Raw genomic sequence first — 26,246 nt, 5'->3', positions numbered from 1 at the left:
AGGGCGTGCGGGAGCCTGTGTCAGACTGGCTCGGATGTCCCTCATGCTACCGTCCGAGTCGCCATCAGCCCGGAGCATCGTCGGGGTGGCGGGCGACCTCTTCGCGTCCTTGCGCGCCGAGTCCGGTGTCCTGCCTCCGGCGCAGTCCGTCGTGCTCGTCGTGATCGATGGGCTCGGCGCCATCAGCCTCCGCGGCCACGCCGGCCACGCCAGGGCGCTGACGGCGAACATGACCAAGCGCGACACCGCGCATTCGGTCTTCCCGTCGACCACGGCAGCGGCTCTCACGAGCATCCTGACCGGCGTGTGGCCCGGTGAGCATGGCCTCGTCGGCTATCGCGTGCTCGACGCCCGGCGCGATGTGCTCGTCAACCAGCTCACCGGCTGGGAATCGGAAGGGCTCGATCCTCTCACCTGGCAGCCCGCGCCGACCATCTTCGAGCGCGCCGTCGCTGCGGCACGGCCCGCATTCGCCGTCGGCGTCGCCGCCTACGAGCACAGCGGATTCACCCGCGCCACGCTGCGCGGTGCGCAGTTCGTAGCGGCGAGCAGCGCCTCCGAGCGCGTGGAGGCGGCCTACGGCCTCGCGGAGCAGAATCCCGGGGCTCTCGTCTACTGCTATCTGCCCGAGGTCGACAAGGCCGGGCACAGGCACGGAGTCGCCTCCGCGGAGTGGGTGGCGGCGATGGAGGACATCGACGCGGCGCTGTCCGCGCGGGTACCCCCGGGTGTCGGGGTGCTCGTCACGTCTGACCACGGCATGGTCGACGTGCCAGCACGGCGGCAAGCCGTGCTCGACGCCTCGCATCTGTCCGGGGTGCGCCACGTCGGGGGAGAGCCGCGCATGCTCCACGTGCATCTCGAAGCGGACGCCGTCGCGGAGTCCGTGCTCGATCGTTGGCGCGCCGATCTGGAGGGCGTCGCCGATGTGGTCACGCGCGAAGAGGCCATCGCGGCCGGACTCTTCGGTCCGCGTGTCACGGATGACGCGCGAACCAGAGTGGGCGACCTGCTGGTGGTCGCCCGCGGGACCTGGGCGGTATACGACGGAACGGCGGCTGACCAGCGCGGGCGCGGCATGATCGGCCAGCACGGTGGGCTCACTCCCGAAGAACGAACAGTTCCGCTATTGAGGCTTGGTGCCTTCTCCCGCTGACCGCAGGAGAAGGCGGTACCCATGTCACTCGTCGGTACGTGCTCCGAAGACGATCTCGTCCCACGAGGGCATGGCGTTGCGGCGACGACGACGTGCACCGCTGTCGGACGAGTCGCTGGACGTCGTCGTGGGCGGCTCGGTGGCGGGCTCGGGCTCGTCCGCCTCCGGTTCGAAGGCGGCGTCGAAGAGCGCGATCGGATTTGGCTCCGAGCGTGAATCCTCGGCATCCTCGATCAGCGGAGCGGTCTCGCGCTGGCCACGGCGGCGACGGAGCGCCTCGAGCAGATCGGCCGTCTCCGGGTTCGTCGTAGACGATTCGGGTGCGCGCTTGGTCGCCGCTTCCTGCGCGGCGGCGTTCGAGCGCTCGGGGAGGGAAGGCTCCTCGATATCGGCCTCGGGCGTCGGCAGCAGGCGCGGACCGAAGGCACCGGAGTCGAATCGACTCTCATCCTTGTACGGCGAGCCGGCGCGCTCCGCGTCGACCGCGCGCAGGCGGGGGATGAGTCCTTCCGGGAGGGAACCCTGGCGGGAGAGCTGGGTGGCGTCGGCATTGAGCGGAGACAGAGCGCTGCGCCGCGGATCGAAGCTCCACCGCGCATCATGCTCGACGTCGCTCGCGGTGAACTCGAGCTTGACGATCCAGCCGGTCTCGTCCTTCCAGCTCGCCCACCGCTCGTCCGATGCCTCGACGTCGGCGAGCTTGGCGCGTACGGCGGCTCCGAAGGTCGGCTGGGCGTCGGGCTCGACCTCGCTGCCGATGAGCACGGGAACGGCCAGAGCCTGTCCGATGATGTGCTCGCGCTCCGCGAGCACCGGACCCTCGAACCGGGCGACGTCGTCGACACTGATCCCGAGCAGTTCGGACACCTCGACAGCGGTGAGTCCTGCGCGGATCTGCGCCTGGATGTCGCGCGGACTGGCGGCCAGACGCTGTGCGGTCGGCTCGGCCAGGCGGGTGGCGCGGCGGATCTCCCGTTGCAGGACATCGTCGATGGGCAGCGCGAACCGCTCGCCCGACTCGGTCGCGAGTACGAGGACTCCTGATTCTGTGCCGACGATGGTGACGTTTTCCATGCGAATGCCCCTCTGATGGGTGTGCGTTCATGGTGTCACGCGAGTGCCCTCGCGGCCGGGAATACTCTGGGCGTGCCGCGAGTTTGCTCTGTCGCACGCTCCGGCATTTGCTTATTGCTCTGAGGTCGTGCAAACTATGGCCGCCGAATACCCGACGGCGAACCACCCACTCGTACCATGAAAGTGGAGATCTACCGCATGGCAACCGATTACGACGCTCCCCGAAAGAGTGAAGACGACTCCGAGTCGATCGAAGCGCTCAAGGAGCGTGTGCCGGACAAGCTCTCCGGCTCCAGCGGGGACGAGGATTCCGACAACCCGTCGAGCTTCGACCTCCCAGGCGCCGATCTGTCCGACCTCGAGCTCGATGTCGTCGTGCTGCCTGCGCAGCAGGACGAGTTCACCTGCATGAGCTGCTTCCTCGTGAAGCACCGCTCGCAGCTCGATCACGAGGACGCCTCCGGCCCCATCTGCAAGGAGTGCGCTGCCTGAGCACGCGCAAGCGAACCGCAACGCGCCCCCGACCATCCGGTCAGGGGCGCGTCGTCATTTCCGGCTTCGATCGCGCGGTGACCGTGGCCGGGCGGTCAGGACCGCGACGCGCGGATCGCGGCGGCGAGGCGGTCGGGCGTCCGCGAAGAGATCGTCCAGGACACGACGGGGTCGGCCGGATCGATGTTCGGCACGACCACGACGCCGTCGATGCCGCCGCGGATGAGGTGCCAGCCTCGTGCAGGAAGCCCGGGGCCGCGGGCCTCCCGTGCTTCCTCCGCGGTCAGCACGATGGGCTCGCCGAGGTGCGTCGTGTCGATGTGCGCTCTCCCTGCTCGCAGCACCGTTCCCTCGACGGATACGATCGGGGTCGCGACCACGAAGAGGGTGACCAGCACCGCAGAGACCGCGGCGCCGACCACCAGCGCGACCGTGGATCCGACGGGGACGAAGATCAGCGACACCATCGGTCCGGCCAGGGCGACCGTCACCAGGAGCCGCAGGCTCGGGGCGAGTCGCTCGCGGTACTGCGTACGTGCGTCTGTCGTGGGGTTCTGCATTAGCCTCATGGGGTGACCGATTCCGTTGATGTCCCCATTATCGCCTCTGTGGTCCCCGGATACGCCCACCCGGGCGATGCCGGTGCCGACCTGGTGGCGGCGGAGGCCGTGCATCTCGCACCGGGCGAGCGGGCGCTGGTGGCGACCGGCGTGCGTATCGCTCTGCCAGAGGGATACGCCGCCTTCGTGGTCCCGCGCAGCGGTCTCGCCGCCAAGCACGGTATCTCGATCGTCAACTCCCCGGGAACCGTCGACGCCGGTTACCGCGGTGAGATCAAGGTGAGTCTGATCAACACCGACATCCATAGCGCGTACGATGTGGCCGTCGGCGACCGCATCGCGCAGCTGATCGTCATGCCCGTGACACGAGCCACGTTCATCCCGGTCGAAGAGCTGCCGGACAGCGTGCGCGGCGAAGGTGGATTCGGATCCACCGGCTATCAGGCAGGGAAGAACAATGACTGACAACACCCCCAACCCCCCGAAGTCCGCACCGCTGAACCGTGCGACCGACGGACCCTTCGACGATTCCGAGGCGAACCCGGTTCGTCCGTACATCGATCTCGGTGGCATCAAGATCCTTCCGCGTGAGGGACTCAACCTGCGCCTCGAGGTCGAGGAGCAGTCCAAGCGCATCGTCGCCGTCGGCCTCGACTACGCGGACTCCTCGCTCCAGGTACAGCCCTTCGCTGCTCCTCGGTCCGGCGGACTGTGGGACGAGACGCGTGTGCAGCTGCGTGACCAGGTGCGCGCACAGGGCGGACGTGTCGAAGAGCGCGAAGGCACGCTCGGCAAGGAGCTGCTCGCCGAGGTGCCCGCCACGGCGAGCGAAGGATCAGGGCTGCGTCTGGCGCGTTTCATCGGCATCGACGGTCCTCGCTGGTTCCTGCGTGGCGTGATCGGCGGTGCTGCGGCATCCGACCCCGACGCGGCGGAGAAGGTCGAAGAGCTGTTCCGTTCGATCGTCGTGGTACGTGGCGGTTCACCCATGCCCCCGCGGGACCTTATTCCTCTGAAGATGCCGGCCACGCCGGGATCCGCGTGAGCGCCCCCGAGCCCGGCGCCGAACGAGAGCAGAGCGCGTCCGAGGTCTTCGGCGCGGCGCTCGGCGGCGCGGCACGTCGTGCCGGGCTCGACCCTGCCGACCACGGCAGCACGCACAAGGTCGTCTGGTCGGCGATCGGCGGGTGGCGCGGGATCCTCGAGTCGGTGCTGCCGAGCCTCGCGTTCGTCGTGCTCTTCACGCTGCAGCCGGAACCGCTCATCCTCGCGCTCGGCGTATCCGTCGGGCTCGCCGCAGTGTTCACGGTCATCCGCCTGGTGCAGAAGTCTCCGCCGTCCGCAGCTCTCGGCGGTCTGGCGGCTGCGGCCGCCGCGGCCGCTCTGGCGCTGTTCACCGGTCGCGCGCAGGACAACTTCGTTCCCGGGCTGATCACGAACGCTGCATATGGCACGGCGATGCTCGTGTCGGCACTGATCGGCTGGTCCCTGATCGGTCTCGCGGTCGGATTCCTGATGGGAGAGGGCACAGCATGGCGAGCCGACCGGCGGAAGCGTCGTGCGTTCCTGTGGCTCGGCATCGCCTGGGCGATCCTCTTCTACGCACGACTCGCGGTTCAGTTGCCGCTGTACCTCGCTGGCACCGAGCAGGCGACGTCGCTGCTCGGCACCCTGAAGCTGATCATGGGGCTGCCGCTGTTCGCTCCGCTGATCGCGGTGACCTGGTTGGTCGTGCGCGCGCTGTATCCCCGCGCGCCTGCGCACGAGGACGCTCCTGCGGCGTGATAGATTTATCTTGATATCAAGATAAATCGCAGGCTTCTGCCGCGGGCTGGAAAGGCGCAGACTGGTTAGGTCCGCCTTGCTAGCCGCAGGACCTCCGCGGCGAGCAAGATGGAACCGCCTGTCGCTTCCATCAGATCAGAAGGAGACGGAATCGTGTCCACGGTGAACAGCTTCGGTGCCAAGAGCACCCTGACAGTCGGCAGCACCGACTATGAGATCTTCCGCATCGACACGGTGCCCGGTTTCGAGAAGCTCCCCTTCAGCCTCAAGGTGCTGCTGGAGAATCTCCTTCGCACCGAGGACGGCGCGAATGTGACGAAGGCGCAGATCGAGGCCCTGGGGTCGTGGGATGCGTCGGCGGAGCCGAGCACCGAGATCCAGTTCACACCGGCGCGCGTGGTCATGCAGGACTTCACCGGCGTGCCCTGCATCGTCGACCTCGCCACCATGCGCGAGGCGGTCACCGCTCTCGGCGGCGATGCCAACAAGATCAACCCGCTCTCGCCCGCGGAGATGGTCATCGACCACTCGGTGATCGCCGACCTCTTCGGCTCGGAGAACGCACTCGAGCGCAACGTCGAGATCGAGTACGAGCGCAACGGCGAGCGGTACCAGTTCCTGCGTTGGGGCCAGACCGCCTTCAGCGACTTCAAGGTCGTTCCTCCGGGGACCGGCATCGTGCACCAGGTGAACATCGAGCACCTGGCCAAGGTCATCTACGACCGCGACGTGAACGGCGTGCTGCGCGCATACCCCGACACCTGCGTCGGCACCGACTCGCACACCACCATGGTCAACGGCCTCGGCGTGCTCGGCTGGGGCGTCGGCGGCATCGAGGCAGAGGCGGCCATGCTCGGCCAGCCCGTGTCGATGCTCATCCCGCGCGTCGTCGGCTTCAAGCTGTCCGGCGAGATCCCGGCAGGCGTCACCGCGACCGACGTCGTGCTGACCATCACCGACCTGCTGCGCAAGCACGGCGTGGTCGGCAAGTTCGTCGAGTTCTACGGCGAGGGCGTCGCATCCGTCCCGCTCGCGAACCGCGCCACCATCGGCAACATGTCTCCGGAGTTCGGCTCGACGGCCGCGATCTTCCCGATCGATGACGTCACGCTCGACTATCTGCGCCTCACCGGTCGCAGCGAAGAGGCCGTTGCGCTCGTCGAGGCCTACGCGAAGGAGCAGAAGCTCTGGCACGACGCCTCGCACGAGCCCGTGTTCAGCGAGTACCTCGAGCTCGATCTCGGCACGGTCGTGCCGTCGATCGCCGGCCCGAAGCGCCCGCAGGACCGCATCCTCCTCTCGGAGGCGAAGTCGCAGTTCGAGCACGACATCCTCAGCTACGCGACCCCGTCGACCTCCGACGACCTCGTCGACCTCGAGGGCAAGCACTCGTTCCCGGCATCCGACCCCGGTCAGGTCCCCGGAGAGGAAGCTCCGACGACCCGTCCGGTGCACATCAACAGCGGTGCACCCGCCAACGCGTCGAAGCCGGTTCCGGTGACCACGCCGTCGGGGGAGAAGTACATCCTCGACAACGGCGCCGTCACGCTCGCGGCGATCACCTCGTGCACCAACACCTCCAACCCGTCTGTGATGATCGCCGCCGGTCTCGTGGCGCGCAAGGCGCTGCAGAAGGGTCTGAAGCAGAAGCCGTGGGTCAAGACCACGCTCGGCCCCGGCTCCAAGGTCGTCACGGACTACTACGAGAAGTCCGGACTCGACAAGGACCTCGAGGGGCTCGGGTTCTACACGGTCGGCTACGGCTGCACGATCTGCATCGGCAACTCCGGGCCGCTGATCGAAGAGGTCTCCGAGGCGATCAACTCGCACGACCTCGCGGTCACCGCCGTGCTCTCCGGAAACCGCAACTTCGAGGGTCGCATCAGCCCCGACGTGAAGATGAACTACCTCGCCAGCCCGCCGCTGGTGATCGCATACGCATTGGCCGGCTCTATGCACTTCGACTTCGAGAACGATGCGCTGGGCAAGGGCAGCGACGGTGAGGACGTGTTCCTGAAGGACATCTGGCCGACGCCTGCCGAGGTGCAGGAACTGGTCGACTCGTCGATCTCCCGCGACCAGTTCATCAAGCAGTACGCGACGGTATTCGACGGCGACGAGCGCTGGCGCAGCCTGCCGACCCCGGATGACGCGATCTTCCAGTGGGACGAGAACTCGACCTACGTGCGCAAGGCCCCGTACTTCGACGGCATGACGATGGAGCTCACCCCGGTGCGCGACATCGAGGGTGCCCGCGTGATGGCCACCCTCGGCGACTCGGTCACGACCGACCACATCTCGCCTGCCGGGAACATCAAGCCGGGAACGCCGGCGGCGCAGTACCTGACCGAGCACGGTGTGGACCGCAAGGACTTCAATTCCTTCGGTTCGCGCCGAGGCAACCACGAGGTCATGATCCGTGGAACGTTCGCGAACATCCGTCTCAAGAACGCCATGGTCGCCGCTGTCAACGACGGCCAGGTCGTCGAGGGTGGATTCACCCGCGACTTCACACTGCCCGGCGGTCCGCAGTCGTACATCTACGACGCCAGCATGAACTACCAGGAGCAGGGCACGCCCCTCGTCATCTTCGGTGGCAAGGAGTACGGCTCCGGCTCGTCGCGCGACTGGGCGGCCAAGGGCACGAGCCTGCTGGGCGTCAAGGCGGTCATCACCGAGAGCTTCGAGCGCATCCACCGCTCCAACCTCATCGGCATGGGCGTCGTCCCGCTGCAGTTCCCCGCCGGTCAGAGCTGGGAGTCGCTGGGGCTCGACGGCACCGAGATCGTCTCGATCTCCGGCCTCGAGGAGCTCAACAACGGTGTCACGCCGAAGACGGTTCGCGTGACGGCGACCCCGAGCGAGCACTCGCCCGAGGGCAAGCAGGTCGTGGAGTTCGACGCGGTGGTCCGCATCGACACCCCCGGCGAGGCGGACTACTACCGCAACGGCGGCATCCTGCAGTACGTGCTGCGTTCGCTGGTCTGACGCAACGCTCGAAAGGGGCCCGGGACATCATCCCGGGCCCCTTTCGTCGTGTCAAGGCTCCCTTCCTCTCCGAGGATTCACGGAGGAGCGCGATAGGATCGTCACGGCGTCCGCACCCCACGCGAGCGCATCTACGGAGCCTGTGAGGAGGCGCAGATGCCCATTCTTCCGAGCATCTCAGGACCCCGTGATCTGGACGCCCTGTCCGCGGATCAACTGGTGGAACTCGCCGCAGAGATCCGCGAGTTCCTGGTGGAGAACGTCTCTCGCACCGGCGGTCACCTCGGCCCCAACCTCGGCGTGGTCGAGCTCACGATCGCGCTGCACCGGGTCTTCTCCTCTCCCGATGACCCCTTCATCTTCGACACGGGGCACCAGTCCTACGTGCACAAGCTCCTCACGGGCCGTCAGGACTTCTCCGACCTGCGCGTTCGTGGCGGACTCGCCGGCTACCCGCAGCGCAGCGAGAGCCCTCACGACGTGGTCGAGTCGTCTCACGCCTCCAGTTCCCTGAGCTGGGCGGACGGCGTCTCGCGCGCGCTCACCGCGACCGGGCGAGGGGACCGCCATGTGGTCGCGGTCGTCGGCGACGGCGCGCTCACGGGCGGCATGACGTGGGAAGCGCTGAACAACATCTCCGATGACAACGACCGCAACCTGGTCATCGTGGTCAACGACAACGGACGCTCCTACGCTCCGACGATCGGCGGCATGTCACGGTACCTGAACCGCGTGCGCACGGCGGCGGCCTACAAGGATCTGCACCACAAGTCCGATCGGCTGTTCCGCGCGTTCGGTCCCGTGGGTCGGGCGGTCTTCCGCGGTGTGCGCGGCGGCACGCACGGCTTCCTCTCGCGCTTCACCAACAACGAAGCCCTGTACTCCAACCTCGACATCAAGTACCTCGGCCCGGTCGACGGGCATGATCTCCCGGCACTCCTCGAGACGCTCGAGCTCGCGAAGTCGTACGGGGCACCGGTCATCGTGCACGCGATCACCGAGAAGGGCCGCGGCTACCAGCCGGCTCGCGACGATGACGCGGATCAGTTCCACGCGGTCGGACGCATCGACCCGGTCACGGGGGAGACCCTGTCTTCGGGCGGTCGTGGCTGGACCGATGTGTTCTCGGATGCGCTCGTGGACGTCGGAGGACGTCGCGATGACGTGATCGCGATGACGGCGGCCATGCTGCGTCCGACCGGACTCGCGCGCTTCGCCGAGCGGTTCCCTGACCGGGTGTACGACGTCGGAATCGCCGAGCAGCATGCGGTGGCTTCAGCAGCCGGTCTCGCGTTCGGGGGTCTGCACCCCATCGTCGCGGTCTACGCGACGTTCATGGGCCGCGCGTTCGACCAGGTGCTGATGGACGTCGCTCTGCACCGTGCTGGCGTGACCTTCGTGCTGGACCGTGCCGGAGTGACCGGGCCGGACGGCCCGAGCCACCACGGCATGTGGGACCTCGCGATGCTGCAGATCGTTCCGCACATCCGGATCGCCGCTCCGCGCGACGGTGCGCGTCTCACCGAAGCGCTGGATGAGGCTGTCGCGGTCGATGATGCGCCGACCGTGATCCGCTTCCCCAAGGGCGCTGTCGCCGAGGATCTACCCGCGATCGAGCGGCTTCACGATGGCGTGGACGTTCTCGCCCGCGGCGAGTCCGAGGATGTGCTGATCGTCGCCATCGGGCCGTTCGCGACGTTGGCGATGGATGTGGCCGAGCGCCTGCGGGCGCAGGGCATCGGCGCGACCGTGATCGACCCGCGGTGGGCGATCCCGGTGCAGCCGTCGGTCACGGAGCTGGCTGCACGGCACCGCCTGGTGATCACTCTCGAAGACGGCATCCGTGTCGGCGGCATCGGCACGCGCGTGCGTCAGGTCCTCCGCGAAGCAGGTATCGACACGGCGGTGGACGAGCTCGGGCTGCCGGATGAGTTCATCGACCACGCGTCGCGGGAGCAGATCCTCGAGGATGCCGGTCTGACGGCGCCGAAGATCGCGCAGGACATCGTGGCCCAGGTGCTGGGCACGCGAATCCCGTTCGCCCGGAATGCGGGGGAGACCGGAGCGATCGACCTTCCGCTCCACGAGCGCTCCTGAACCGCGTCACCGGGCGTGGCGAGGCCACTCCTCGCGCCGGGAACACCGGAACGTCCCGTACCAGCCGCCGGCGACGGAGAGTGCGCAGGCGACGCTGACCACGGCGACGTATGGTGCGGGCGGTTGCCCGATGATCCCGGTTCCCACCACCGCGGCACCGATGCCGGCTCCCAACCCGGCGAAGGCGAGCAGGTGGACGACGAGGTGATCGGTCGCAGCGAGCAGGCGGGCGAGCCCCCACGCGAGCGGTGATCCCACCAGCATCACGAGCAATGACGTCGCGCCGCCGATCGGAATGCCGTACAGGAGGTACAGCAGCACTGATGAGAAGGCGCTGCCCCAGGGATAGCCCGATTGGATGATTCCGATGGCGATCAGCGCACCGGTGAGGATGATCATGAAGATCGCCCACGCGCTCCATGCACCGCGCCAGAACTCCCGGCGGGTGAAGCGCATGCGTGTCTCCGGTGTCGAGGCCACCGCGGGATCGTGCGTCATGATCCCCTCGAGACGTCGCCGAGGCCGGTATCTGCAGCGCGGTCCTCGTATGCGGCGTCGGGATCCGGACGCGGCGGGCGCGGCGTGAGGAGGCCGGCGTCGATCCGGAGCGCGCGCCGGGCGGTCCACCACCACGCGAGCGGGATGGCGAGGGCCGCGGATGCCGCCGGGATCACAAAGAAGTAGTCCCACGGGAAGAGCGGGGCGAGAGGACGCCCACCGCGGAACATGAGAAGAAAGGCGCCGCCGATGGCTGCTCCCAGGAGCGCGTAGACCGCGAGGTGCACTCCGGTGGAGCGCATCCGCCGAAACACGAGAGCGATCGGCAGCACGATCACGAGCCCGATGGGGACGACGACGGCTGCGACCATGCTGCCGACCAGCGCGATCAACATGAGGAACAACACCAGACCCAGGAGGCGCTCTGGGGCCGTTTCGAGCGCACTGCTCTGAAACAGCAGCGCAAGAGGAACGGCCTCCCCGCAGACCAGCAGCACCACGAACAGGATCCAGGCGGTGATGCCGCCGCGCAGGAGCTCGTCGCTCGTGAACGCCATCGGCTTTTCGGGGGTGCGCACCGGTGAGGATGCGAAAGCGCTCATGAGCGCACCTCCGTGACGAGGCGCAGGAGTTCGCGGGTCGTCGCGTGCACCCCAGGCATCCGGACGAAGGGCAATGCGATCGCGAGCAGGCGGAGTCCGGCATCCAGCATCCGGCTGGTCTTCTCCTGATCCCGAGAACCGTCGTACGTCCAGCGCAGCACGAGCGCGAGGTACGACACGAACAGCGCCTCAGGCAGCAGATCGGCGACATCGGCGGGCAGGCGGTGCTGCGCCCCGTCGACGGCCTCGCGGAACAACCCCACGGTCATGTCGCGCGCCGGCTCGGACTCTGCGGACAACGGGTTGATCGGCGAGTCGGGTGCGATCATCGCCGTGAGGAAACCCGGGGCGCTGCGCTGATAGGGGACGAGTGCCGACAGGCCGGTCTCGAACACGACACGCAGTCGATCGACGAGGCCGCGCTGCTCCGCGAGAAGCCGGTGGGCGGCGTCGGCATGCTCGCGCTGCACGCGTACGTACAGGTCCTGCACGAGGTGGTTCTTGGAGGGGAAGTAGTAGTACGCGTTGCTGACCGAGACCTCGGCCTTCTCGGCGATGAGCCTCATCGTCGTGTCGGCGTACCCTCGCTCGATGAACGAATCGATCGCGGCTGCACTGATCCGTGCGCGCGTACGCGCGCTCTTGGATTCGGGAGCATCATTTTCGAACATGTTCAAAACAGTACACCGTTGCATGCGGCGAGGAGCAGCAGACCGAGCGCTCGTCCTGGGGAGTGCGACGCCCTCCCGCGAACGGATGACGTCGCGCGGTGACGCCCGCCCCGGTGTGCACTCGATCTGGATTCGTGCTTCGCGCGCAATTCCCGACGGGGGTCAGCGCAGACTGTCGAGCGTCTCCGCCACGATCTCCTCGACGATCGGAGCCGCCCGTTCCCGGTCGTCAGGGACGAGGCCGATTCGCGTGCGCCGATCCAGCACGTCCTCTGCCGTCAGAGCGAGCTCCTCGCGCACCGCGAACTCGACGGCCGCGCGGGCCACGGGGATGCCGTCGGCCACGAACGTGCTCCCGTCGTCGCGGAGTGAACGGCCGACCACGTCGCCGTCGCGCACCAGGGGGAGCGTCGTCGTGGTACTCGCGGGCGCCGAGAGGCCGCGTTCGGTCACGATGTGATCGACGGCGTCTTCGGCCATGCGGCGATACGTCGTCAGCTTGCCGCCGAGCACGGTCACGAATCCCGCGTCCGACGTCGCGACGAGATGACGGCGAGACACATCTGCCGTCGATGCGGCGCCGCTGTCGACCAGTGGTCGGAGCCCCGCGAATGCGCCCCGCACCTGCTCGCGCCCGATCGGAGCCGCCAGGACGCGGTTGAGGTTGGCGAGGAGGAACACGACCTCGCGCTCCGTCGGCGCGGCGACGCGAGGGATGGGGCCTGGGGCGTCCTCGTCCGTGATCCCGACGATCACGCGGCCGAGCTGTTGCGGCAGCGCGAAGATGTAGCGGCTGATCGACCCCTCCAGGGGGATCGTGAGTGCCGCATGCGGGTCGCCGAGGTCGGCGGCATCCAGCACGATGTGCGTGCCTCGGCTGGGTCGTACGGAGATCGATCCGTCGAGGGAGCCCGCCCACACACCGGTCGCGTTCACGACGCTCCGCGCTCGGATGTCCCACCGCTCGCCCGTGATGGCATCCTCGACCACCGCGCCGTCGGAGCGGAGGGAGAGGGCGCGCACGCGCGTCAAGACGCGGGCGCCGAGCGCTGCCGCAGTTCTCGCGACCGTCACGACCAGGCGGGCGTCGTCGATGAGCTGTCCGTCGTACGAGAGCATCCCACCGCGGAGTCCGTGTGGAGACACAGCCGGTGCGAGGCGGAGGATGGTGCGGGAGGACGCGGGCCGCGGGCCGGGGAGCACGCTGCGACGAGTGCGGGCGTGCAGGCGCAGCAGGTCGCCCATCGCCATGCCGACGGCCCCCGCGGCGCGTTGCCTGATGCTCACGCCCGGGCTGAACGGGAGCACCTGGGCCAGCGGACGGATGAGGTGAGGGGCGATCGTGGTCATCAGCTGATGGCGCTCGATCGCGCTCTCTCGCGCGGTGGCGACATCTCCCGTCGCAAGATAGCGCAGCCCGCCGTGCACGAGCTTGGAGCTGAATCGACTCGTGCCGAACGCGAGATCCTCCGACTCGACCAGGGTCACTCGCAGCCCACGAGCGGCGGCGTCGAGCGCGACCCCGGCGCCGGTGATGCCCCCGCCGATGACGAGCATGTCGACGGTCTCCTCTGCTGACCGTTCGATCTCGATGCGCCTTCGCTCGGCATTGAGCGCGGCTCCGGTTCCGCTCATGGGCGGAGAAGTCCGTCTATCGCGGCGCGGAGTTCGCGCTCCCATGCGGCGTCGTCGATGAGTTCGGCGACTGTCGCGTGCGAGAGGACCGCGGACTGGGCGATCAGGAGGAGCATGACGGCCATGTGCGCGGAATCACCGCGGCGGACCGAATCATCGCGTTGCGCGGCGTCGATGGCCGTGTCGAGCCACTGCAGGATCAGGCGCTGGCTAGATCCGACGCGCTGCAGCGTGTATCGCGTGAACGCCTCGGGCTCGTCCTCGAGCAGCCGCGCGTAGACGGCATCCGTGCGGAACAGGGTGGTGAAACGCAACACGTCGTCGACCAGACGCGCGCGCGTCGTGGCTGGCTCGGGGAACTCCTCGAGGATCCGAGCGACCCGGCGCAGCAGTGCGGACCTCACCACGTCGTCGGCATCGCTCCAGTTGCGGTAGATCGTGGGGCGACTGAGCGACGAGCGCCTGGCGAGTGCGGCGATCGTCACGCCGTGGATGCCCAGGCGCTGGATGAGTACGTCCGCCGCATCCAGGATCCTCTCCCGCGTGGCGTCGGTCTGTCCGCTCGCGGAATCCAACAGTTGACGTTCTTCCATGATCTGTCACACTGTAACGCATGGACCGAGAAAGCGGCAGGGTCGATGGTGATCAGCCGATGAGATGGAACGGATGGGGAGACCCCGCGAAGGCGAAGGACCTCCCGCTGGCCGTGCGCACGCTCCTGCCGCTGCTGTTGGGCAGGACGCGACGCCCCCACGAGCCCGTCGCTCTCGTCGACGTCGTCGTCAGTCCCTCGGCTCTCACTCCGGAGGATCTCGAGGCCCTCGGTAGCGTCGTCGGACCTGACCACGTCGATGTGACGCACGAGGCCCGCGTCCGCCACGGTGGCGGTCGTTCGACGCCCGACCTGCTCCGGAGACGGGCCGCGGAGCAGCGGGTCCCCGATGCCGTGCTCAGGCCCGGTACGCACGATGAGGTCGCTGCGGCGCTGAGGGTGGCTGCGGAATTGGGTATCGCTGTCATCCCCTTCGGTGGCGGCACGAGCGTGGTCGGTGCGCTCGACCCCGACAGGGGACCGCATCGAGGCGTGGTGAGCCTCGATCTGGGGCGGCTGTCGGGACTGATCGCCCTCGACCCGTTGAGTGGAGATGCCGTGCTCGCCGCGGGTACGACGGGGCCCGAGGCTGAGGAGCTCCTCGCCGCGCAGGGGTTCGAGCTCGGCCACTACCCGCAGAGCTTCCGCTACGCCACGATCGGCGGGTTCGCCGCTGCGCGCTCATCCGGACAGAACTCTGCGGGCTACGGCCGGTTCGACACCATGGTCACCGGCATCCGCGTGGCTACACCGACGGGTGACCTCGAACTGGGGCGCTCTCCCGGTTCGGCGGCCGGACCGGACCTGATCCGCGTATTCCTCGGGTCGGAGGGGATCTTCGGTGTGATCACGGAGGTCAGAGTCCGCGTGCACCCTGTACCGCAGCGGCGGATTCTCGAGTCCTGGTCGATCCCCGACTTCGCGACCGGCGCCGAGGCGCTGCGACGAGTCGCACAGTCTGCGACCGGCCCGACCGTGATCCGTCTCTCCGATGAGGCGGAGACCGCCGTGAGCCTGGCACAGGTGGGCAAGATCGGCAAAGTGCTGGCGAAGGGAGCGAGTATCGTCACGGTATATGAGGGCGACGACATCGAGCACCGGCGCTCGCGCACGGCGGAGATCCTCCGCGCTGTCGGTGGGACGTCATCGGGTGAGAGCGACGCTGCGGCCTGGCTCGAAGGGCGATTCGACGGCCCGTACCTGCGCGACTCGCTTCTCGACGCCGGTGTCTTCTGCGAGACCCTTGAGACGGCGACGGTGTGGTCTGCCCTCTCCGGCCTGCGTGATGCGGTGACGCGCACGATCATGGAGGGCTTCACGGCGGAGGCCGGCGCGCGGTCCTCCGTGATGTGCCACATCTCACACGTCTATCCCACGGGCGCCTCGCTGTACTTCACGATCCTCGCCGGGGTGCGCGGCGATCAACTCGCCGTCTGGGAGAAGGTCAAAGCCAGCGTGAACGATGCGATCCTCGCGGCGGGCGGCACGATCAGCCATCACCATGCGGTGGGACGTGATCACGCCCCGTGGCTCGCGCAGGAGATCGGAGAGACGGGTGTGCGTATCCTCTCGGCGATCAAGCGCGAGTTGGATCCTCGGGGAATCCTCAACCCGGGCGCCGTGATCGCCCTCGAGCCTGTCGGACGAGCGGACTGACGTGGGCGCGCATATCGCGGTGCTGTCGAATCCGTTCGCCGGTAAAGGGCGCGGTGCGCACGCAGCCGCCGTCGCGATCGCCCGTCTTCGTCACGAAGGCCTGCAGGTCCGCACCTACGCAGGATCGTCGGCGGCGCAGACGGCGGAGCTGGCGGTGCAGGCCCTCCGAGAGGAGCCGACCGCGCTGGTCGTCGTCGGCGGCGACGGCACGCTGGCCGGCATCCTCGCCGCGGTGACGGGGCAATCGGTGCCGCTCGTGCTCGTGGCGGCAGGAACCGGCAATGACCTCGCGCGCGCCCTGCACCTGCCGCGTCACGACCCGGGGGAGGCCGCGGCGCTCGCCCTCCACGGGAGGCCACGCGCGGTCGACGTCGGGGAGGTGCGCAGCGAGCTCGGCGTCCGACTGTTCCTCACCGTCGCAGCGTTGGGCTTCGACGCGAAGGTGAGTGATCGCACCAACCGCCTGCGGTGGCCGCGCGGTGTCCTCCGCTACTACCTGGCGCTCGTGATCGAACTCCTCCGTCTGCGCCCCGTCGCCTTCCGGATGTCGGTGGACGGCGGGACGCTGCGCGACACCCCCGGCACGCTGATCGCGGTGGGCAACACCCAGAGCTACGGCGGCGGGATGCCGGTGTGTGCCGGCGCTGCCGCGGATGACGGGATGCTCGACGTCGTGCACGTGCGGCCATTGACGCGCTTGCGACTGATCCGCCTGTTCCCGCTGCTGCTGCAGGGACGGCATCTCTCCCGGCCGGAAGTGAGCCATCGACGCGCGCGGCAGGTGACGGTGTCCGCTCCGGACCTCGTCGTGTATGCGGATGGTGAGCGGGTGGCCGCGGCGTCCTGCACCATCCATCTGCGCCCCGGCGCTCTCACCGTGATGGTGCCAGAGGAAGGAGCGCGCGCATGACCGAGTTCGATGAGGACGTCGTGATCGTGGGCTCCGGCTTCGGCGGCTCTGTCGCTGCCCTCCGCTTGCGCGAGAAGGGCTACCGCGTGCGGGTGTACGAGGCCGGGCGCCGGTTCGCCGACGAGGATTTCGCCACGACCAGCTGGAACGTGCGCCGATACTTGTGGGCCCCCGCGCTGGGGTGCTTCGGCGTGCAGCGCATCCATCGTCTCCCGCACGTCATGATCCTGGCGGGTGCCGGTGTCGGCGGAGGATCGCTCAACTACGCCAACACGCTCTATCAGCCGGGCACGGCATTCTTCGAAGACCCGCAGTGGCGAGGGATCGCGGAATGGGAAGAGGAGCTCGCACCCCACTATGCGACCGCAAAGCGGATGCTCGGGGTCGTCGAGCAGTATCCGCATACCGGGCCGGTCGAGCGCATCATGGCGGGTGCTGCTGTTGATCTCGGTGTCGGAGAGACGTTCCGGCACGCACCGGTCGGTGTCTGGTTCGGCAAGCCGGGGGAGCGCGTCGCGGATCCGTTCTTCGGGGGAGAGGGGCCGGATCGCACGGGCTGCACGTTGTGCGGCAATTGCATGGTGGGCTGCCGCGTCGGGGCGAAGAACACCCTCATGAAGAACTATCTCGCGCTCGCGGAGCGTCGCGGTGCCGTGATCGAAGCGCTCCGGACCGTGACCGAGGTGCGTGAACGCGCAGACGGAGGCTTCGCGATCACGACTCAGCGCAGTGGCGCATGGTTCCGCCACGACCGGAGAACGGTGACGGCGCGTGAGGTCGTCCTCGCCGCCGGAACCTGGGGCACACAGCAGCTGCTGCATCGGATGAAGCACGAGGGCCTCCTCCCGCGCGTCTCCGAGACTCTCGGGCGTCTCACGCGAACCAACTCCGAGGCGCTCGACGGCGCTGTCGCGACTTCTGTGCCCGACTCGCTCGAACTCGCCCGCGGAGTGGCGATCACGACGTCGTTCCATGTCGATGAACGCACCCACGTCGAGAACGTCCGCTATGGCCCAGGGTCCAATCTGATGGGCGCGCTTGCGACGGTGATGGTTCCCGGGGATCGCGGCCTGGGGCGACGGCTGGGCAGTGTGATCGGTCAGACGCTGCGCGCACCGATACGGCAGCTGCGGCTCGGATCGCTCCGGCGCTGGAGCGAGCGCGGCATCATCGCACTCGTGATGCAGACCGCTGACAACTCGCTCACGTTGTCGCTGCGGCGCCGCTTCGGGAGACTCACCCTGACGAGCGCGCAGGGACACGGCGAACCGAATCCGAGCCATCTGCCGCAGGCGCATCGTGCGGCGGCGGCGATCGCAGCCCGGATGCAGGCGGACGGCGGGGTTCCCGCGGCAGCCCGCGGGTCGTGGCCCGAGGTGTTCGGTATCCCGTTGACCGCGCATTTCCTCGGCGGCGCGGTGATCTCGTCGTCGGCGCGGACCGGCGTGATCGACCGCTACCACCGCGTGTGGGGGCATCCCGGCCTGCACGTCGTCGACGGAGCCGCGGTTCCGGCCAATCCGGGTGTGAATCCGTCGCTGACCATCACCGCCCTCGCGGAGCGCGCCCTCTCGCACTGGCCGCCCGCCGGTGCAGAGGATCCGCGGCCTGCGCAACAGTCGCTCTGACGGCAGCAAGAAGCCGGAGGGTGCGTGTCCTGACGGGCACCCTCCGGCTCCTCTCTGCTGCTGTGGTCAGCGGCTCTCGACACCCCGGATCTGCGGCGTGTGGAACGATCCGCCGAACGCCCGCTCCGATGCGCCCTCACGGTCGAGATACGGCGAGGCGCCGCCGTCGATGAACGGCCAGCCGGCACCGAGGATCAGGCAGAGGTCGATGTCCTCGACCTCCGGCACCACGCCCTCGTCGAGCATCAGCTTGATCTCCTGTGCCAGACCGTCCTGCACGCGTCCGAGGATCGTGCTCGCCGATGCGGGGGCGGAGCCCACTGCCGGCTTGAGCAGCTTCTCGGCCTGCTTGGTCCAGCCCGTCACGCGCCCGCCCTTGTCCTTCTCCACGACGGCGTCCAGCGCGGCCAGCGCGTGGAAGTTCTCGTTCGCGTAGAAGCGGTCGGGGAAGGCGTGCACCATCGTGTCCTGCACATGAGCGGCGACCTTCCACCCGACCAGATCGATCAGCTGGAACGGTCCCATCGGCAGTCCGAGCGGCCCGAACGCCTTCTCGACGTCGGCGATCGGGGTGCCCTCGTACACGGCGCGCGCTGCCTCGCCCATGACCTTGGCGAGCAGCCGGTTCACCACGAATCCGGGAGCGTCGGCCGTGAGCACCGCGTTCTTGCCCAGATTGCGCGCTACGACGAACGCCGTCGAGAGCGCCGCATCGGATGTGTTCGGGGTGCGGACGATCTCGATCAGCGGCATGACGGCGACCGGGTTGAAGAAATGGAAGCCGACCAGTCGCTCGGGATGAGCGAGCTTCGAGCCGATCTCCTCGACCGACAGAGACGAGGTGTTCGTCGCCAGGATCGCGTCCTCCGAGACGATCTTCTCGATCTCACCGAACACCTCCTGCTTGACGCCGACCTCTTCGAACACGGCCTCGATCACGAAGTCGCAGTCGGCGTAGAGGGTCTTGTCGGTGGTGCCGGTGACGAGCGCACGCAGCTTGTTGGCGGCGTCGGCATCCAGTCGGCCCTTGGTCTCGAGCTTGCCGATCTCCTCGTGGATGTAAGCCACGCCCTTGTCGACGCGGGCCTGGTCGAGGTCGGTGATCAGCACGGGCACCTGGAGCTTGCGCACGAACAGGAGCGCGAACTGGCTGGCCATCAGGCCGGCGCCGATGATGCCGACCTTCGTGACGGCCTTCGCGAGCGCCTTGTCGGGGGCTCCTACGGGGCGCTTGGCGCGCTTCTGCACCAGATCGAAGGCGTACATCGACGCGGCGAACTGATCGCCGGTCACCAGTTCGGCGAGCGCCTCGTCCTCGCGGGCGAAGCCCTCGGCCTTGGTCCCGCTCTTCGCCTTGTCGAGCAGTTCGAGCGCCGCATACGGGGACTTCGGGACCGTGCCGATCTTGGATTCGAGCATGCCGCGCGCCATCTTGATCGCGATCGGCCACTTGGTGAGCCTCTCGATCTTGCCCGGCTCGTTCTTGCGTTCGACCTTCTTGCCACCGAGCACCGCGTCGGCCCAAGCCAGCGAGTTCTCGAGGTAGTTCGCGGCAGGGAAGATCGCGTCGAAGATGCCGAGGTCGAACGCCTGCTGCGGCTTGAGCATGCGGTTCTGCTTGAGCGGGTTCGAGATGACGACCTCGAGTGCGTTCTCGATGCCGATCAGGTTCGGCAGCAGGTACGCGCCGCCCCAGCCGGGAATGATCCCCAGGAACACCTCGGGCAGCGCGACGGCCGCCGCCGAGGCATCGACGGTGCGGTAGGTCGAGTTCAGCGCGATCTCGAGCCCGCCACCGAGGGCGAGACCGTTGACGAACGCGAACGAGGGCACGCCGAGCTCGGAGAACCTTCCGAGCACCTTGTGCCCCAGCTGCGCGATGAGGCGGGCGTTGTCGCGCGAGCCGACCTTGCTGATGTCGGACAGGTCCGCGCCGGCGGCGAGGATGTACTGCTTGCCGGTGATGCCGACCGCCTGGATCTCGCCGGATGCCGCGCGCGCTTTCAGCGCGTCGAGGGTCTCACCGAGCTGCGTGAGCGTGGCCGGGCCGAGCGTGTTCGGGCGGGTGTGGTCGCGACCGTTGTCGAGCGTGATGAGCGCGAGCACCTTGCCGGAGGCGAGACGGATGTCGCGCACGGGAGAATGCGTGATGACCTCGCCCTCGGTGAGCGCCTGGATCGGGGAGAAGTCGATGGCTTCGTAGTTCGTCACGTTGGCGCTCACTTCTTCTTCTTGCCGTTGTAGTGCGGGTTCTCCCAGATGACGGAGCCTCCCTGGCCGAGTCCGACGCACATGGCCGTCAGCCCATAGCGCACGTCGGGGCGCTCGGCGAACTGCGCCGCGAGCTGGATCATCAGGCGCACGCCCGACGCGGCCAGCGGGTGGCCGAGCGCGATCGCTCCGCCCCACTGGTTCACTCGCGGGTCGTCATCCGCGATGCCGAAGTGGTCGAGAAGGGAGATGACCTGGATCGCGAAGGCCTCGTTCAACTCGAACAAGCCGATGTCGTCGATCGTCAGCCCGGCTTTCTTGAGCGCCTTCTCGGTCGACGGGATCGGGCCGATGCCCATGATCTCGGGCTGCACGCCGGCGAAGGCGAACGAGACCATGCGCATCTTCGGGGTGAGGCCGAACTCCTTCACCGCCCCGCCGCCGGCGAGAAGCGACATCGTCGCGCCGTCGGTGAGCGGCGAGGAGGTGCCGGCCGTGACGCGACCGTGCGGACGGAACGGCGTCTTGAGAGACGCGAGATCCTCCATCGTCGTCTGCGGACGGCGTCCTTCGTCTTCGGACGCGAGACCCCAGGCGCCGTCTGCATCCTTGATCGCGACGGACACGAGGTCCGGCTGGATCTTGCCGGCGTCGTACGCGGCCTGCACCTTGTGCTGGCTGAGCATCCCGTAGCGGTCGGAGCGCTCCTTGGTCAGGTGCGGGAAGCGGTCGAAGATGCGCTCCGCCGTGACGCCCATGTTGAGAGCGCCAGGGTCGACCATCTTCTCGGCCACGAAGCGGGGGTTCGGGTCGGCGTTGCCGCCGATCGGGTGGTGGCCCATGTGCTCGACGCCACCCGCGAGAGCGAAGTCGTACATGCCGACGCCGATCGAGGCGCCCATGGTCGTGACGCTCGTCATCGCGCCGGCGCACATGCGCTCGACGGCGAGGCCGGGGACCGTCTGCGGCAGGCCTGCGAGGATCGCGACGGAGCGGCCGAGCGTGAGGCCCTGATCTCCGGTCTGCGACGTCGCGGCGATCGCGACGTCATCGATGCGGTCGGCTGGGACGGCGGCATTCCGCTCCAACAGGCCGATGGTCGCCTTGACGGCGAGGTCATCAGCGCGGGTGTTCCAGTACATGCCCTTTTCGCCGGCGCGCCCGAAGGGGGTGCGCACTCCATCGACGAAGAAGACGTCCGAGATCTCGGCCACTCTGCCTCCAAGTTTGTGCGGTGGCCTCAGTCTATGGAGGCCCCGAAAACGGGAGGAATCGGTTGGGTCGAACCTACGAAGCGGGAGCGGAGGCTTCGTCCGGCGTTTGCCTTGCCTCTACAAAGGCGTCCGCGATCTTCTGTGCAGTCTGTTCAATCTGCCACGAGCGCGCTCCGAGTGCCGCGAGGGCGTCGCCGATGGCCTCCGCGCTCTCGCCGGGCAGATCCCATGCGATGCGGCGCAGGTGCTCGGGCGTCAGGAGGTTCTCCGTCGGCATGGACAGTTCCTCGGCGATCGCCTCGACCACGGGACGAGCAGCCTTGAGGCGGGCATCGGCCTCGGGGTTCCGATCCGCCCAGGCGCGCGGCGGCGGGAGGGCGTCGCTGGGCACACGCTCACGTGGAAGCTCCTCCGTCGCACGGCCGTCGACGAACGCCTGCCACCAACGGTCCAGCTGGGTGCGGCTCGCACGCCCCTGGAAATCCTTGGTGCCGGCGAGTGCCTGCTTGCTCTGCGGGTTCGCCATGACGGCGGCGACCAGCGACCTGTCCGGAACGAGCCTGCCGGGGGAGACGTCCTGCTCCTGGGCGAAGGACTCGCGCGCCTGCCAGAGCGCGCGGGCCACGGCCAGGTTGCGAGCACCGCGTACCTGGTGAAGGCCGCTCAGCCGGCGCCACGGGTCTTCCCGAGGTGGCTTGGGGGCGCGGGTGAGGGTGGCTGCGAACTCCTCCTCGGCGAAGGAGGTCTTGTTCTGCTCGCGCAGCTCCTCCGCGAGTGCGTCACGGACATCGACGAGATGCAGCACATCCAGCGCCGCGTAGTCGAGCCAGGAGTCGGGAAGCGGGCGCGTGGACCAGTCCGCCGCCGAGTGCTCCTTCTTCAGGGTGATGCCGAGGGTGTGCTCGACGACCGCCGCGAGGCCGACCCGCTCGAGACCGAGAAGCCGGGAGGCGAGCTCCGTGTCGAAGATCGTCGGGGGTTCCAGGTGCAGCTCACGCAACGAAGGAAGGTCCTGACTCGCGGCGTGCAGCACCCACTCGACCGAGCCGATGGCGTCCTGCAGCGGTGCGAAGTCACCGATCGCGGGCGGGTCGAACAGGAAGACACCCGCGCCGCGGCGGAACACCTGTACGAGATAGGCGCGCTGTGAGTAGCGGAAACCGGATGCGCGCTCGACATCCACCGCGACCGGACCGGTGCCGTCGGCGAGTGCGGCGCACGCCGCACGGAACTCTTCAGCATCCGAGATCACGGAGTATTCAGTCACGTACAGCCTTTCGCGCGCCGAGAACGGCGATGCCCTCGGAACCAGGCGGAAGACCCGCCAGCATTCCGACCAGCTCGGCCCATGCTTCGACGTGAGGTCGGAACGGGCCTTGCGGAGTCCAGGACGCCCGCAATTCTATCTGGGCGCCGTCGCCTTCGACGGCGAGACCCCCGAATCCCTTCGAGAGCGTCTTCGTCGAGGTACCCGACGCAGCGTGGTAGACGGCATTGCGCGAGTCGAGCGCATCGACCAGCCACGACCACGTGACGTCGGCCAGCAAAGGGTCCGTTCCGATCTCGGTCTCGAGCGGCGCCTGCGCGAAGATGATGATCCGCCACGCACCGCCCCAGGCGTCCGGCGTCTCGGGGTCGTGCAGCAGCACGAACCGTCCGGTGCCGTAGACGGACTCGCCGTCGTCGTCCGGCCGCACGTCGGCGGCGAGAGCGATGGCGAACGGAGCGAGCCCTTGCGGGGTGCCGATCTCGCGAACGACGATGTCGTCGCGGAACGCGGTCTCGCGCAGTTCAGCTATGGCTTTGTCGAAGAGCGACCCGGCGTCGGGGTGTGCGGTCACGGCAACAGGCTAGAGTCAGGAGGCGATGAAGAGTCTCAGGCACGCCGTTGCACTCCTCGTCCCCGCGTTGTTCGCACTCGGGGGCGTGCTGTCGATCATCGTCTTCCGGGTCGCTCGTCGGGTCGTCACTCCGGCGCGCCGCGCGCCGGATGCCGAGATCATCGCGGTCGACACCGGCGCGCAGACCATCGAGTTGCGGCGAACGCTCGACACCGAGCTGCCGGGACGCTACGGCCTGTTCACCTCCGGCACCTACGGGTACGTGAAGCTGGGGGCAGTGCTCAGCGCAGACGCCACCAGCGTACGGCGCAAGCTGCTGACGCAGATCGAGCCGGGCGCTCAGGTCGACCGAGACGCGCGGTTCAGCGGCTGGTACTACTCCTCTCCGGGCGAGCTCCACCTGCCGAGCCAGAACGTCCTGATCGGATCGCCCGCCGGCCCGTGTCCTGCCTGGTTCTTCCCCGGCGAATCCCGCACCTGGGTCATCCAGGTGCACGGACGTGGTGCCATGCGCGCCGAGTGTCTGCGCGCGGTGCCTGTGCTGCACGCCGCGGGGATGCCCACCCTCGTCGTGTCGTACCGCAACGACGGGGAAGCGCCCCGCAGCCGCGGCGGTGCGTACGCGCTGGGGGCGTCGGAGTGGCGCGACGTGGACGCCGCGATCGCCTACGCGCTGCGTCACGGCGCCGACCGCGTGATCCTCATGGGTTGGTCGATGGGTGGCGCTGTGGCGTTGCAGGCCGCAGTCAACTCGGGGCACCGCGATCGGATCGCGGGCCTCATCCTGGATTCACCCGTCGTCGACTGGCGCACGGTGCTGCGATTCCAGGCCAGCGCTGCCGGCATGCACGCACCGCTGCCGGATCTCGCGATGGGGGCGCTGTCGATGCCGATCACGGCGCGACTGAGCGGTGCGGAGAACGCGATCCCGTTCGACCGGCTCGACATGGTGGCCCGTGCGCAGGAGCTCGCGGTCCCGATCCTGATCCTGCACAGCGAAGACGACGGCTTCGTTCCGGTCGACGCCTCCCATGCGCTCCGTGACGCGCGTCCCGACCTCGTGACGATGCCGCGATTCACCGTCGCCCGCCACACCAAGCTCTGGAACTACGACCAGACGGGATGGAACGCGGCGATCACCGGATGGCTGCATGCGCAGGGATTCAGCGCTTCTGCCTGACCTGCTTCTTCGCCCGCATGAGCATCCCGGTCATCCCGCCGATGCGCAGCGGCGACACGGCCTTGGTGAGCCCGATGGACTGCGGATAGTCGTCGGGGATCGCCAGCACCTCGTCGGGCGTGAGCCCCGTGATGCCCTGCACCAGGATGCTCGCGAAGCCGCGGGTCGTCGGAGCCTCCGGCGGCGCCGTGGCGTGCATGGTGACGATCCCGTCGATGACCTCGACGTAGATGTAGACGGGCGACTGGCATTCCGCCACGCGCTCGCACATCTCCGGATGGTTCGCCACCTCGTCGGACACCGGAGGGAGATCGTCGGCGAACTCCAGCAGGAGCAGCAGACGATCGGTCTCCGGGGTCTCGAGGAAGTCGTCGCGGATCTCGGCGAGGATGTCGGGGACGTCGGTGGTGCTCATCCCTGAATTCTCACATGGTCAGAGGGAACCGGGCTCGCTGCCGGTGACGATCGGCACGCGCACCGCGCTGCCCCACTCGGTCCAGGAGCCGTCGTAGTTGCGCACGTTCTCGAAGCCGAGCAGGTGCTTGAGCACGAACCAGGTGTGGCTGGAGCGCTCACCGATGCGGCAGTACGCCACGACCTCGTCGCCGTCGGCGAGACCGGCGCCGTCGCGGTAGATGGCATCGAGCTCGGCGCGGGACTTGAATCCGCCGTCCTCCGCCACCGCCTTCGCCCACGGAACGCTCTGGGCGGTGGGAATGTGGCCGGCGCGCAGCGTCCCCTCTTCCGGGTATGCCGGGGCTGTCGTGCGCTCACCGTTGTACTCCTCGGGGGAACGGACGTCGATGAGGGGCTTGCCGATATGGGCGAGCACGTCTTCCTTGTAGGCGCGGATGACGGAGTCGTCGCGCTCCACGATCGGGTACTCGGTCGCCGGACGGATGGTCGCCTCGCGGGTCAGCTCACGCCCTTCCGCGATCCAGCGGTCGCGGCCTCCGTCGAGCAGACGGACGTCCTCGTGGCCGAACAGGGAGAAGACCCAGAGCGCGTAGGCGGCCCACCAGTTGTTCTTGTCGCCGTAGATGACGACCGTGTCATCGCGGGCGATGCCCTTACGGCTCAGCAGCTCGGCGAAGCCCTCGCCGTCGACGTAGTCGCGCACGACCGGGTCGTTGAGCTCGGTGTGCCAGTCGACCTTCACAGCGCCGGGGATGTGCCCGGTCTCGTAGAGCAGCACGTCTTCGTCGGACTCCACGACCACCAGTCCGGGGGCGTCGAGATGTGCCGCGAGCCACTCGGTCGTCACCAGTCGTCCCGGCTCGGAGTACTCGGCGAACTTGGGGGAGGAGGAATCGAACTCGATGGCCATAGGGATCTCCAAAGCGGTGAGCGGACGATGCGGCGGTGCAGACGGCGTAATGTTGACCCGTCCCCTACGACGATAGATCCCCGCTGTGCGCCCTGCGCCGGAATCGTAAGACTTCGACACAGGCCAGCA

The 26,246-nt window shown here is 68.2% G+C and carries 24 protein-coding genes; 11 read left to right on the top strand and 13 right to left on the bottom strand.

Going from position 1 to position 26,246, the window contains the following annotated elements; all coding sequences use genetic code 11:
* Positions 1-34: 34 nt before the first annotated feature.
* The gene (locus KZC51_RS12255) at positions 35-1,156 is read left to right on the top strand and encodes an alkaline phosphatase family protein (RefSeq protein ID WP_247630231.1); all 1,122 of its coding nucleotides are present in this window, start codon (positions 35-37) and stop codon (positions 1,154-1,156) included.
* Between the two features lie 24 nt (positions 1,157-1,180).
* Here KZC51_RS12255 and sepH read toward each other — a convergent pair whose 3' ends face one another.
* Positions 1,181-2,230, bottom strand: a complete 1,050-nt coding sequence (sepH, locus tag KZC51_RS12250) for a septation protein SepH (RefSeq protein ID WP_247630230.1) — start codon at positions 2,228-2,230, stop codon at positions 1,181-1,183.
* Positions 2,231-2,428: 198 nt separating this feature from the next.
* Here sepH and KZC51_RS12245 point away from each other — a divergent pair, with 198 nt between their 5' ends.
* The gene (locus KZC51_RS12245) at positions 2,429-2,722 is read left to right on the top strand and encodes a DUF4193 domain-containing protein (RefSeq protein WP_141871913.1); all 294 of its coding nucleotides are present in this window, start codon (positions 2,429-2,431) and stop codon (positions 2,720-2,722) included.
* A 95-nt stretch (positions 2,723-2,817) separates the two neighbouring features.
* On the opposite strand, the gene KZC51_RS12240 is transcribed toward KZC51_RS12245, so the two are convergent.
* Positions 2,818-3,282 (bottom strand): DUF3093 domain-containing protein, encoded by a 465-nt coding sequence (locus KZC51_RS12240; RefSeq protein WP_247630229.1) that lies wholly within the window; start codon positions 3,280-3,282, stop codon positions 2,818-2,820.
* A 12-nt stretch (positions 3,283-3,294) separates the two neighbouring features.
* On the opposite strand from KZC51_RS12240, the gene dut reads away from it, so the two are divergent.
* The 5 genes from dut (at position 3,295) to dxs (ending at position 10,152) form a co-directional block, all read left to right on the top strand.
* Positions 3,295-3,747, top strand: coding sequence for a dUTP diphosphatase (gene dut / locus KZC51_RS12235; protein WP_188895184.1), 453 nt, complete (start codon positions 3,295-3,297; stop codon positions 3,745-3,747).
* A complete protein-coding gene (locus tag KZC51_RS12230) occupies positions 3,740-4,327 on the top strand; it encodes a DUF3710 domain-containing protein (protein WP_247630228.1) in 588 nt (195 codons plus the stop codon). Before dut ends, KZC51_RS12230 begins: the two co-directional genes overlap by 8 nt.
* A complete protein-coding gene (locus tag KZC51_RS12225) occupies positions 4,324-5,067 on the top strand; it encodes a DUF3159 domain-containing protein (RefSeq protein WP_247630227.1) in 744 nt (247 codons plus the stop codon). The genes KZC51_RS12230 and KZC51_RS12225 overlap by 4 nt, the downstream gene beginning before the upstream one ends.
* Before the next feature lie 153 nt (positions 5,068-5,220).
* Positions 5,221-8,055, top strand: a complete 2,835-nt coding sequence (acnA, locus tag KZC51_RS12220; protein ID WP_308194299.1) for an aconitate hydratase AcnA — start codon at positions 5,221-5,223, stop codon at positions 8,053-8,055.
* Positions 8,056-8,211: 156 nt separating this feature from the next.
* Positions 8,212-10,152: a 1-deoxy-D-xylulose-5-phosphate synthase gene (gene dxs, locus KZC51_RS12215; protein WP_247630225.1), complete on the top strand. Its 1,941-nt coding sequence runs from the start codon at positions 8,212-8,214 to the stop codon at positions 10,150-10,152.
* Positions 10,153-10,158: 6 nt separating this feature from the next.
* On the opposite strand, the gene KZC51_RS12210 is transcribed toward dxs, so the two are convergent.
* From KZC51_RS12210 to KZC51_RS12190, 5 genes are all read right to left on the bottom strand, one after another.
* Entirely contained in the window at positions 10,159-10,650 is a 492-nt protein-coding gene (locus KZC51_RS12210) for a hypothetical protein (protein WP_247630224.1), read from the bottom strand.
* Positions 10,647-11,252 carry a hypothetical protein gene (locus KZC51_RS12205; RefSeq protein ID WP_247630223.1) on the bottom strand — a complete coding sequence of 202 codons (606 nt, stop codon included), beginning with the start codon at positions 11,250-11,252 and terminating at the stop codon, positions 10,647-10,649. Before KZC51_RS12205 ends, KZC51_RS12210 begins: the two co-directional genes overlap by 4 nt.
* Positions 11,249-11,923: a TetR/AcrR family transcriptional regulator gene (locus KZC51_RS12200; protein ID WP_247630222.1), complete on the bottom strand. Its 675-nt coding sequence runs from the start codon at positions 11,921-11,923 to the stop codon at positions 11,249-11,251. Before KZC51_RS12200 ends, KZC51_RS12205 begins: the two co-directional genes overlap by 4 nt.
* Positions 11,924-12,085: 162 nt before the next feature.
* Positions 12,086-13,558, bottom strand: coding sequence for a glycerol-3-phosphate dehydrogenase/oxidase (locus KZC51_RS12195; RefSeq protein ID WP_247630221.1), 1,473 nt, complete (start codon positions 13,556-13,558; stop codon positions 12,086-12,088).
* Positions 13,555-14,151, bottom strand: coding sequence for a TetR/AcrR family transcriptional regulator (locus tag KZC51_RS12190; protein ID WP_247630220.1), 597 nt, complete (start codon positions 14,149-14,151; stop codon positions 13,555-13,557). Before KZC51_RS12190 ends, KZC51_RS12195 begins: the two co-directional genes overlap by 4 nt.
* A 59-nt stretch (positions 14,152-14,210) precedes the next feature.
* On the opposite strand from KZC51_RS12190, the gene KZC51_RS12185 reads away from it, so the two are divergent.
* Genes KZC51_RS12185 through KZC51_RS12175 form a run of 3 tightly spaced genes read left to right on the top strand, consistent with a single transcriptional unit; the run spans position 14,211 to position 18,344 of the window.
* The gene (locus KZC51_RS12185; RefSeq protein WP_247630219.1) at positions 14,211-15,806 is read left to right on the top strand and encodes an FAD-binding oxidoreductase; all 1,596 of its coding nucleotides are present in this window, start codon (positions 14,211-14,213) and stop codon (positions 15,804-15,806) included.
* Position 15,807: 1 nt separating this feature from the next.
* Positions 15,808-16,716: a diacylglycerol/lipid kinase family protein gene (locus KZC51_RS12180; RefSeq protein ID WP_247630218.1), complete on the top strand. Its 909-nt coding sequence runs from the start codon at positions 15,808-15,810 to the stop codon at positions 16,714-16,716.
* Positions 16,713-18,344, top strand: a complete 1,632-nt coding sequence (locus KZC51_RS12175; RefSeq protein WP_247630217.1) for a GMC oxidoreductase — start codon at positions 16,713-16,715, stop codon at positions 18,342-18,344. Before KZC51_RS12180 ends, KZC51_RS12175 begins: the two co-directional genes overlap by 4 nt.
* Positions 18,345-18,410: 66 nt before the next feature.
* On the opposite strand, the gene KZC51_RS12170 is transcribed toward KZC51_RS12175, so the two are convergent.
* The 4 genes from KZC51_RS12170 to KZC51_RS12155 form a co-directional block, all read right to left on the bottom strand.
* On the bottom strand, positions 18,411-20,555 hold the full coding sequence (locus KZC51_RS12170) for a 3-hydroxyacyl-CoA dehydrogenase NAD-binding domain-containing protein (protein ID WP_247630648.1): 2,145 nt from the start codon (positions 20,553-20,555) through the stop codon (positions 18,411-18,413).
* Between the two features lie 8 nt (positions 20,556-20,563).
* The gene (locus KZC51_RS12165) at positions 20,564-21,769 is read right to left on the bottom strand and encodes a thiolase family protein (protein ID WP_247630216.1); all 1,206 of its coding nucleotides are present in this window, start codon (positions 21,767-21,769) and stop codon (positions 20,564-20,566) included.
* Between the two features lie 73 nt (positions 21,770-21,842).
* On the bottom strand, positions 21,843-23,036 hold the full coding sequence (locus tag KZC51_RS12160) for a ribonuclease D (protein WP_247630215.1): 1,194 nt from the start codon (positions 23,034-23,036) through the stop codon (positions 21,843-21,845).
* Positions 23,029-23,610 carry a DUF3000 domain-containing protein gene (locus KZC51_RS12155; protein WP_247630214.1) on the bottom strand — a complete coding sequence of 194 codons (582 nt, stop codon included), beginning with the start codon at positions 23,608-23,610 and terminating at the stop codon, positions 23,029-23,031. The genes KZC51_RS12160 and KZC51_RS12155 overlap by 8 nt, the downstream gene beginning before the upstream one ends.
* Before the next feature lie 25 nt (positions 23,611-23,635).
* On the opposite strand from KZC51_RS12155, the gene KZC51_RS12150 reads away from it, so the two are divergent.
* Positions 23,636-24,790, top strand: a complete 1,155-nt coding sequence (locus KZC51_RS12150; RefSeq protein WP_247630213.1) for an alpha/beta hydrolase family protein — start codon at positions 23,636-23,638, stop codon at positions 24,788-24,790.
* Here the strand turns inward: KZC51_RS12150 and KZC51_RS12145 are convergent.
* Both KZC51_RS12145 and KZC51_RS12140 read right to left on the bottom strand, forming a co-directional pair.
* Entirely contained in the window at positions 24,774-25,205 is a 432-nt protein-coding gene (locus KZC51_RS12145; protein WP_247630212.1) for a SufE family protein, read from the bottom strand. The two genes, KZC51_RS12150 and KZC51_RS12145, sit on opposite strands and share 17 nt — an antisense overlap.
* An 18-nt stretch (positions 25,206-25,223) precedes the next feature.
* Entirely contained in the window at positions 25,224-26,117 is an 894-nt protein-coding gene (locus tag KZC51_RS12140) for a sulfurtransferase (RefSeq protein WP_247630211.1), read from the bottom strand.
* Positions 26,118-26,246 lie beyond the last annotated feature (129 nt).

It is taken from the genome of Microbacterium croceum (assembly GCF_023091245.1).
Classification (GTDB): Bacteria; Actinomycetota; Actinomycetes; order Actinomycetales; family Microbacteriaceae; genus Microbacterium; species Microbacterium croceum.
This window is presented reverse-complemented; position numbering and strand designations above follow the sequence as displayed.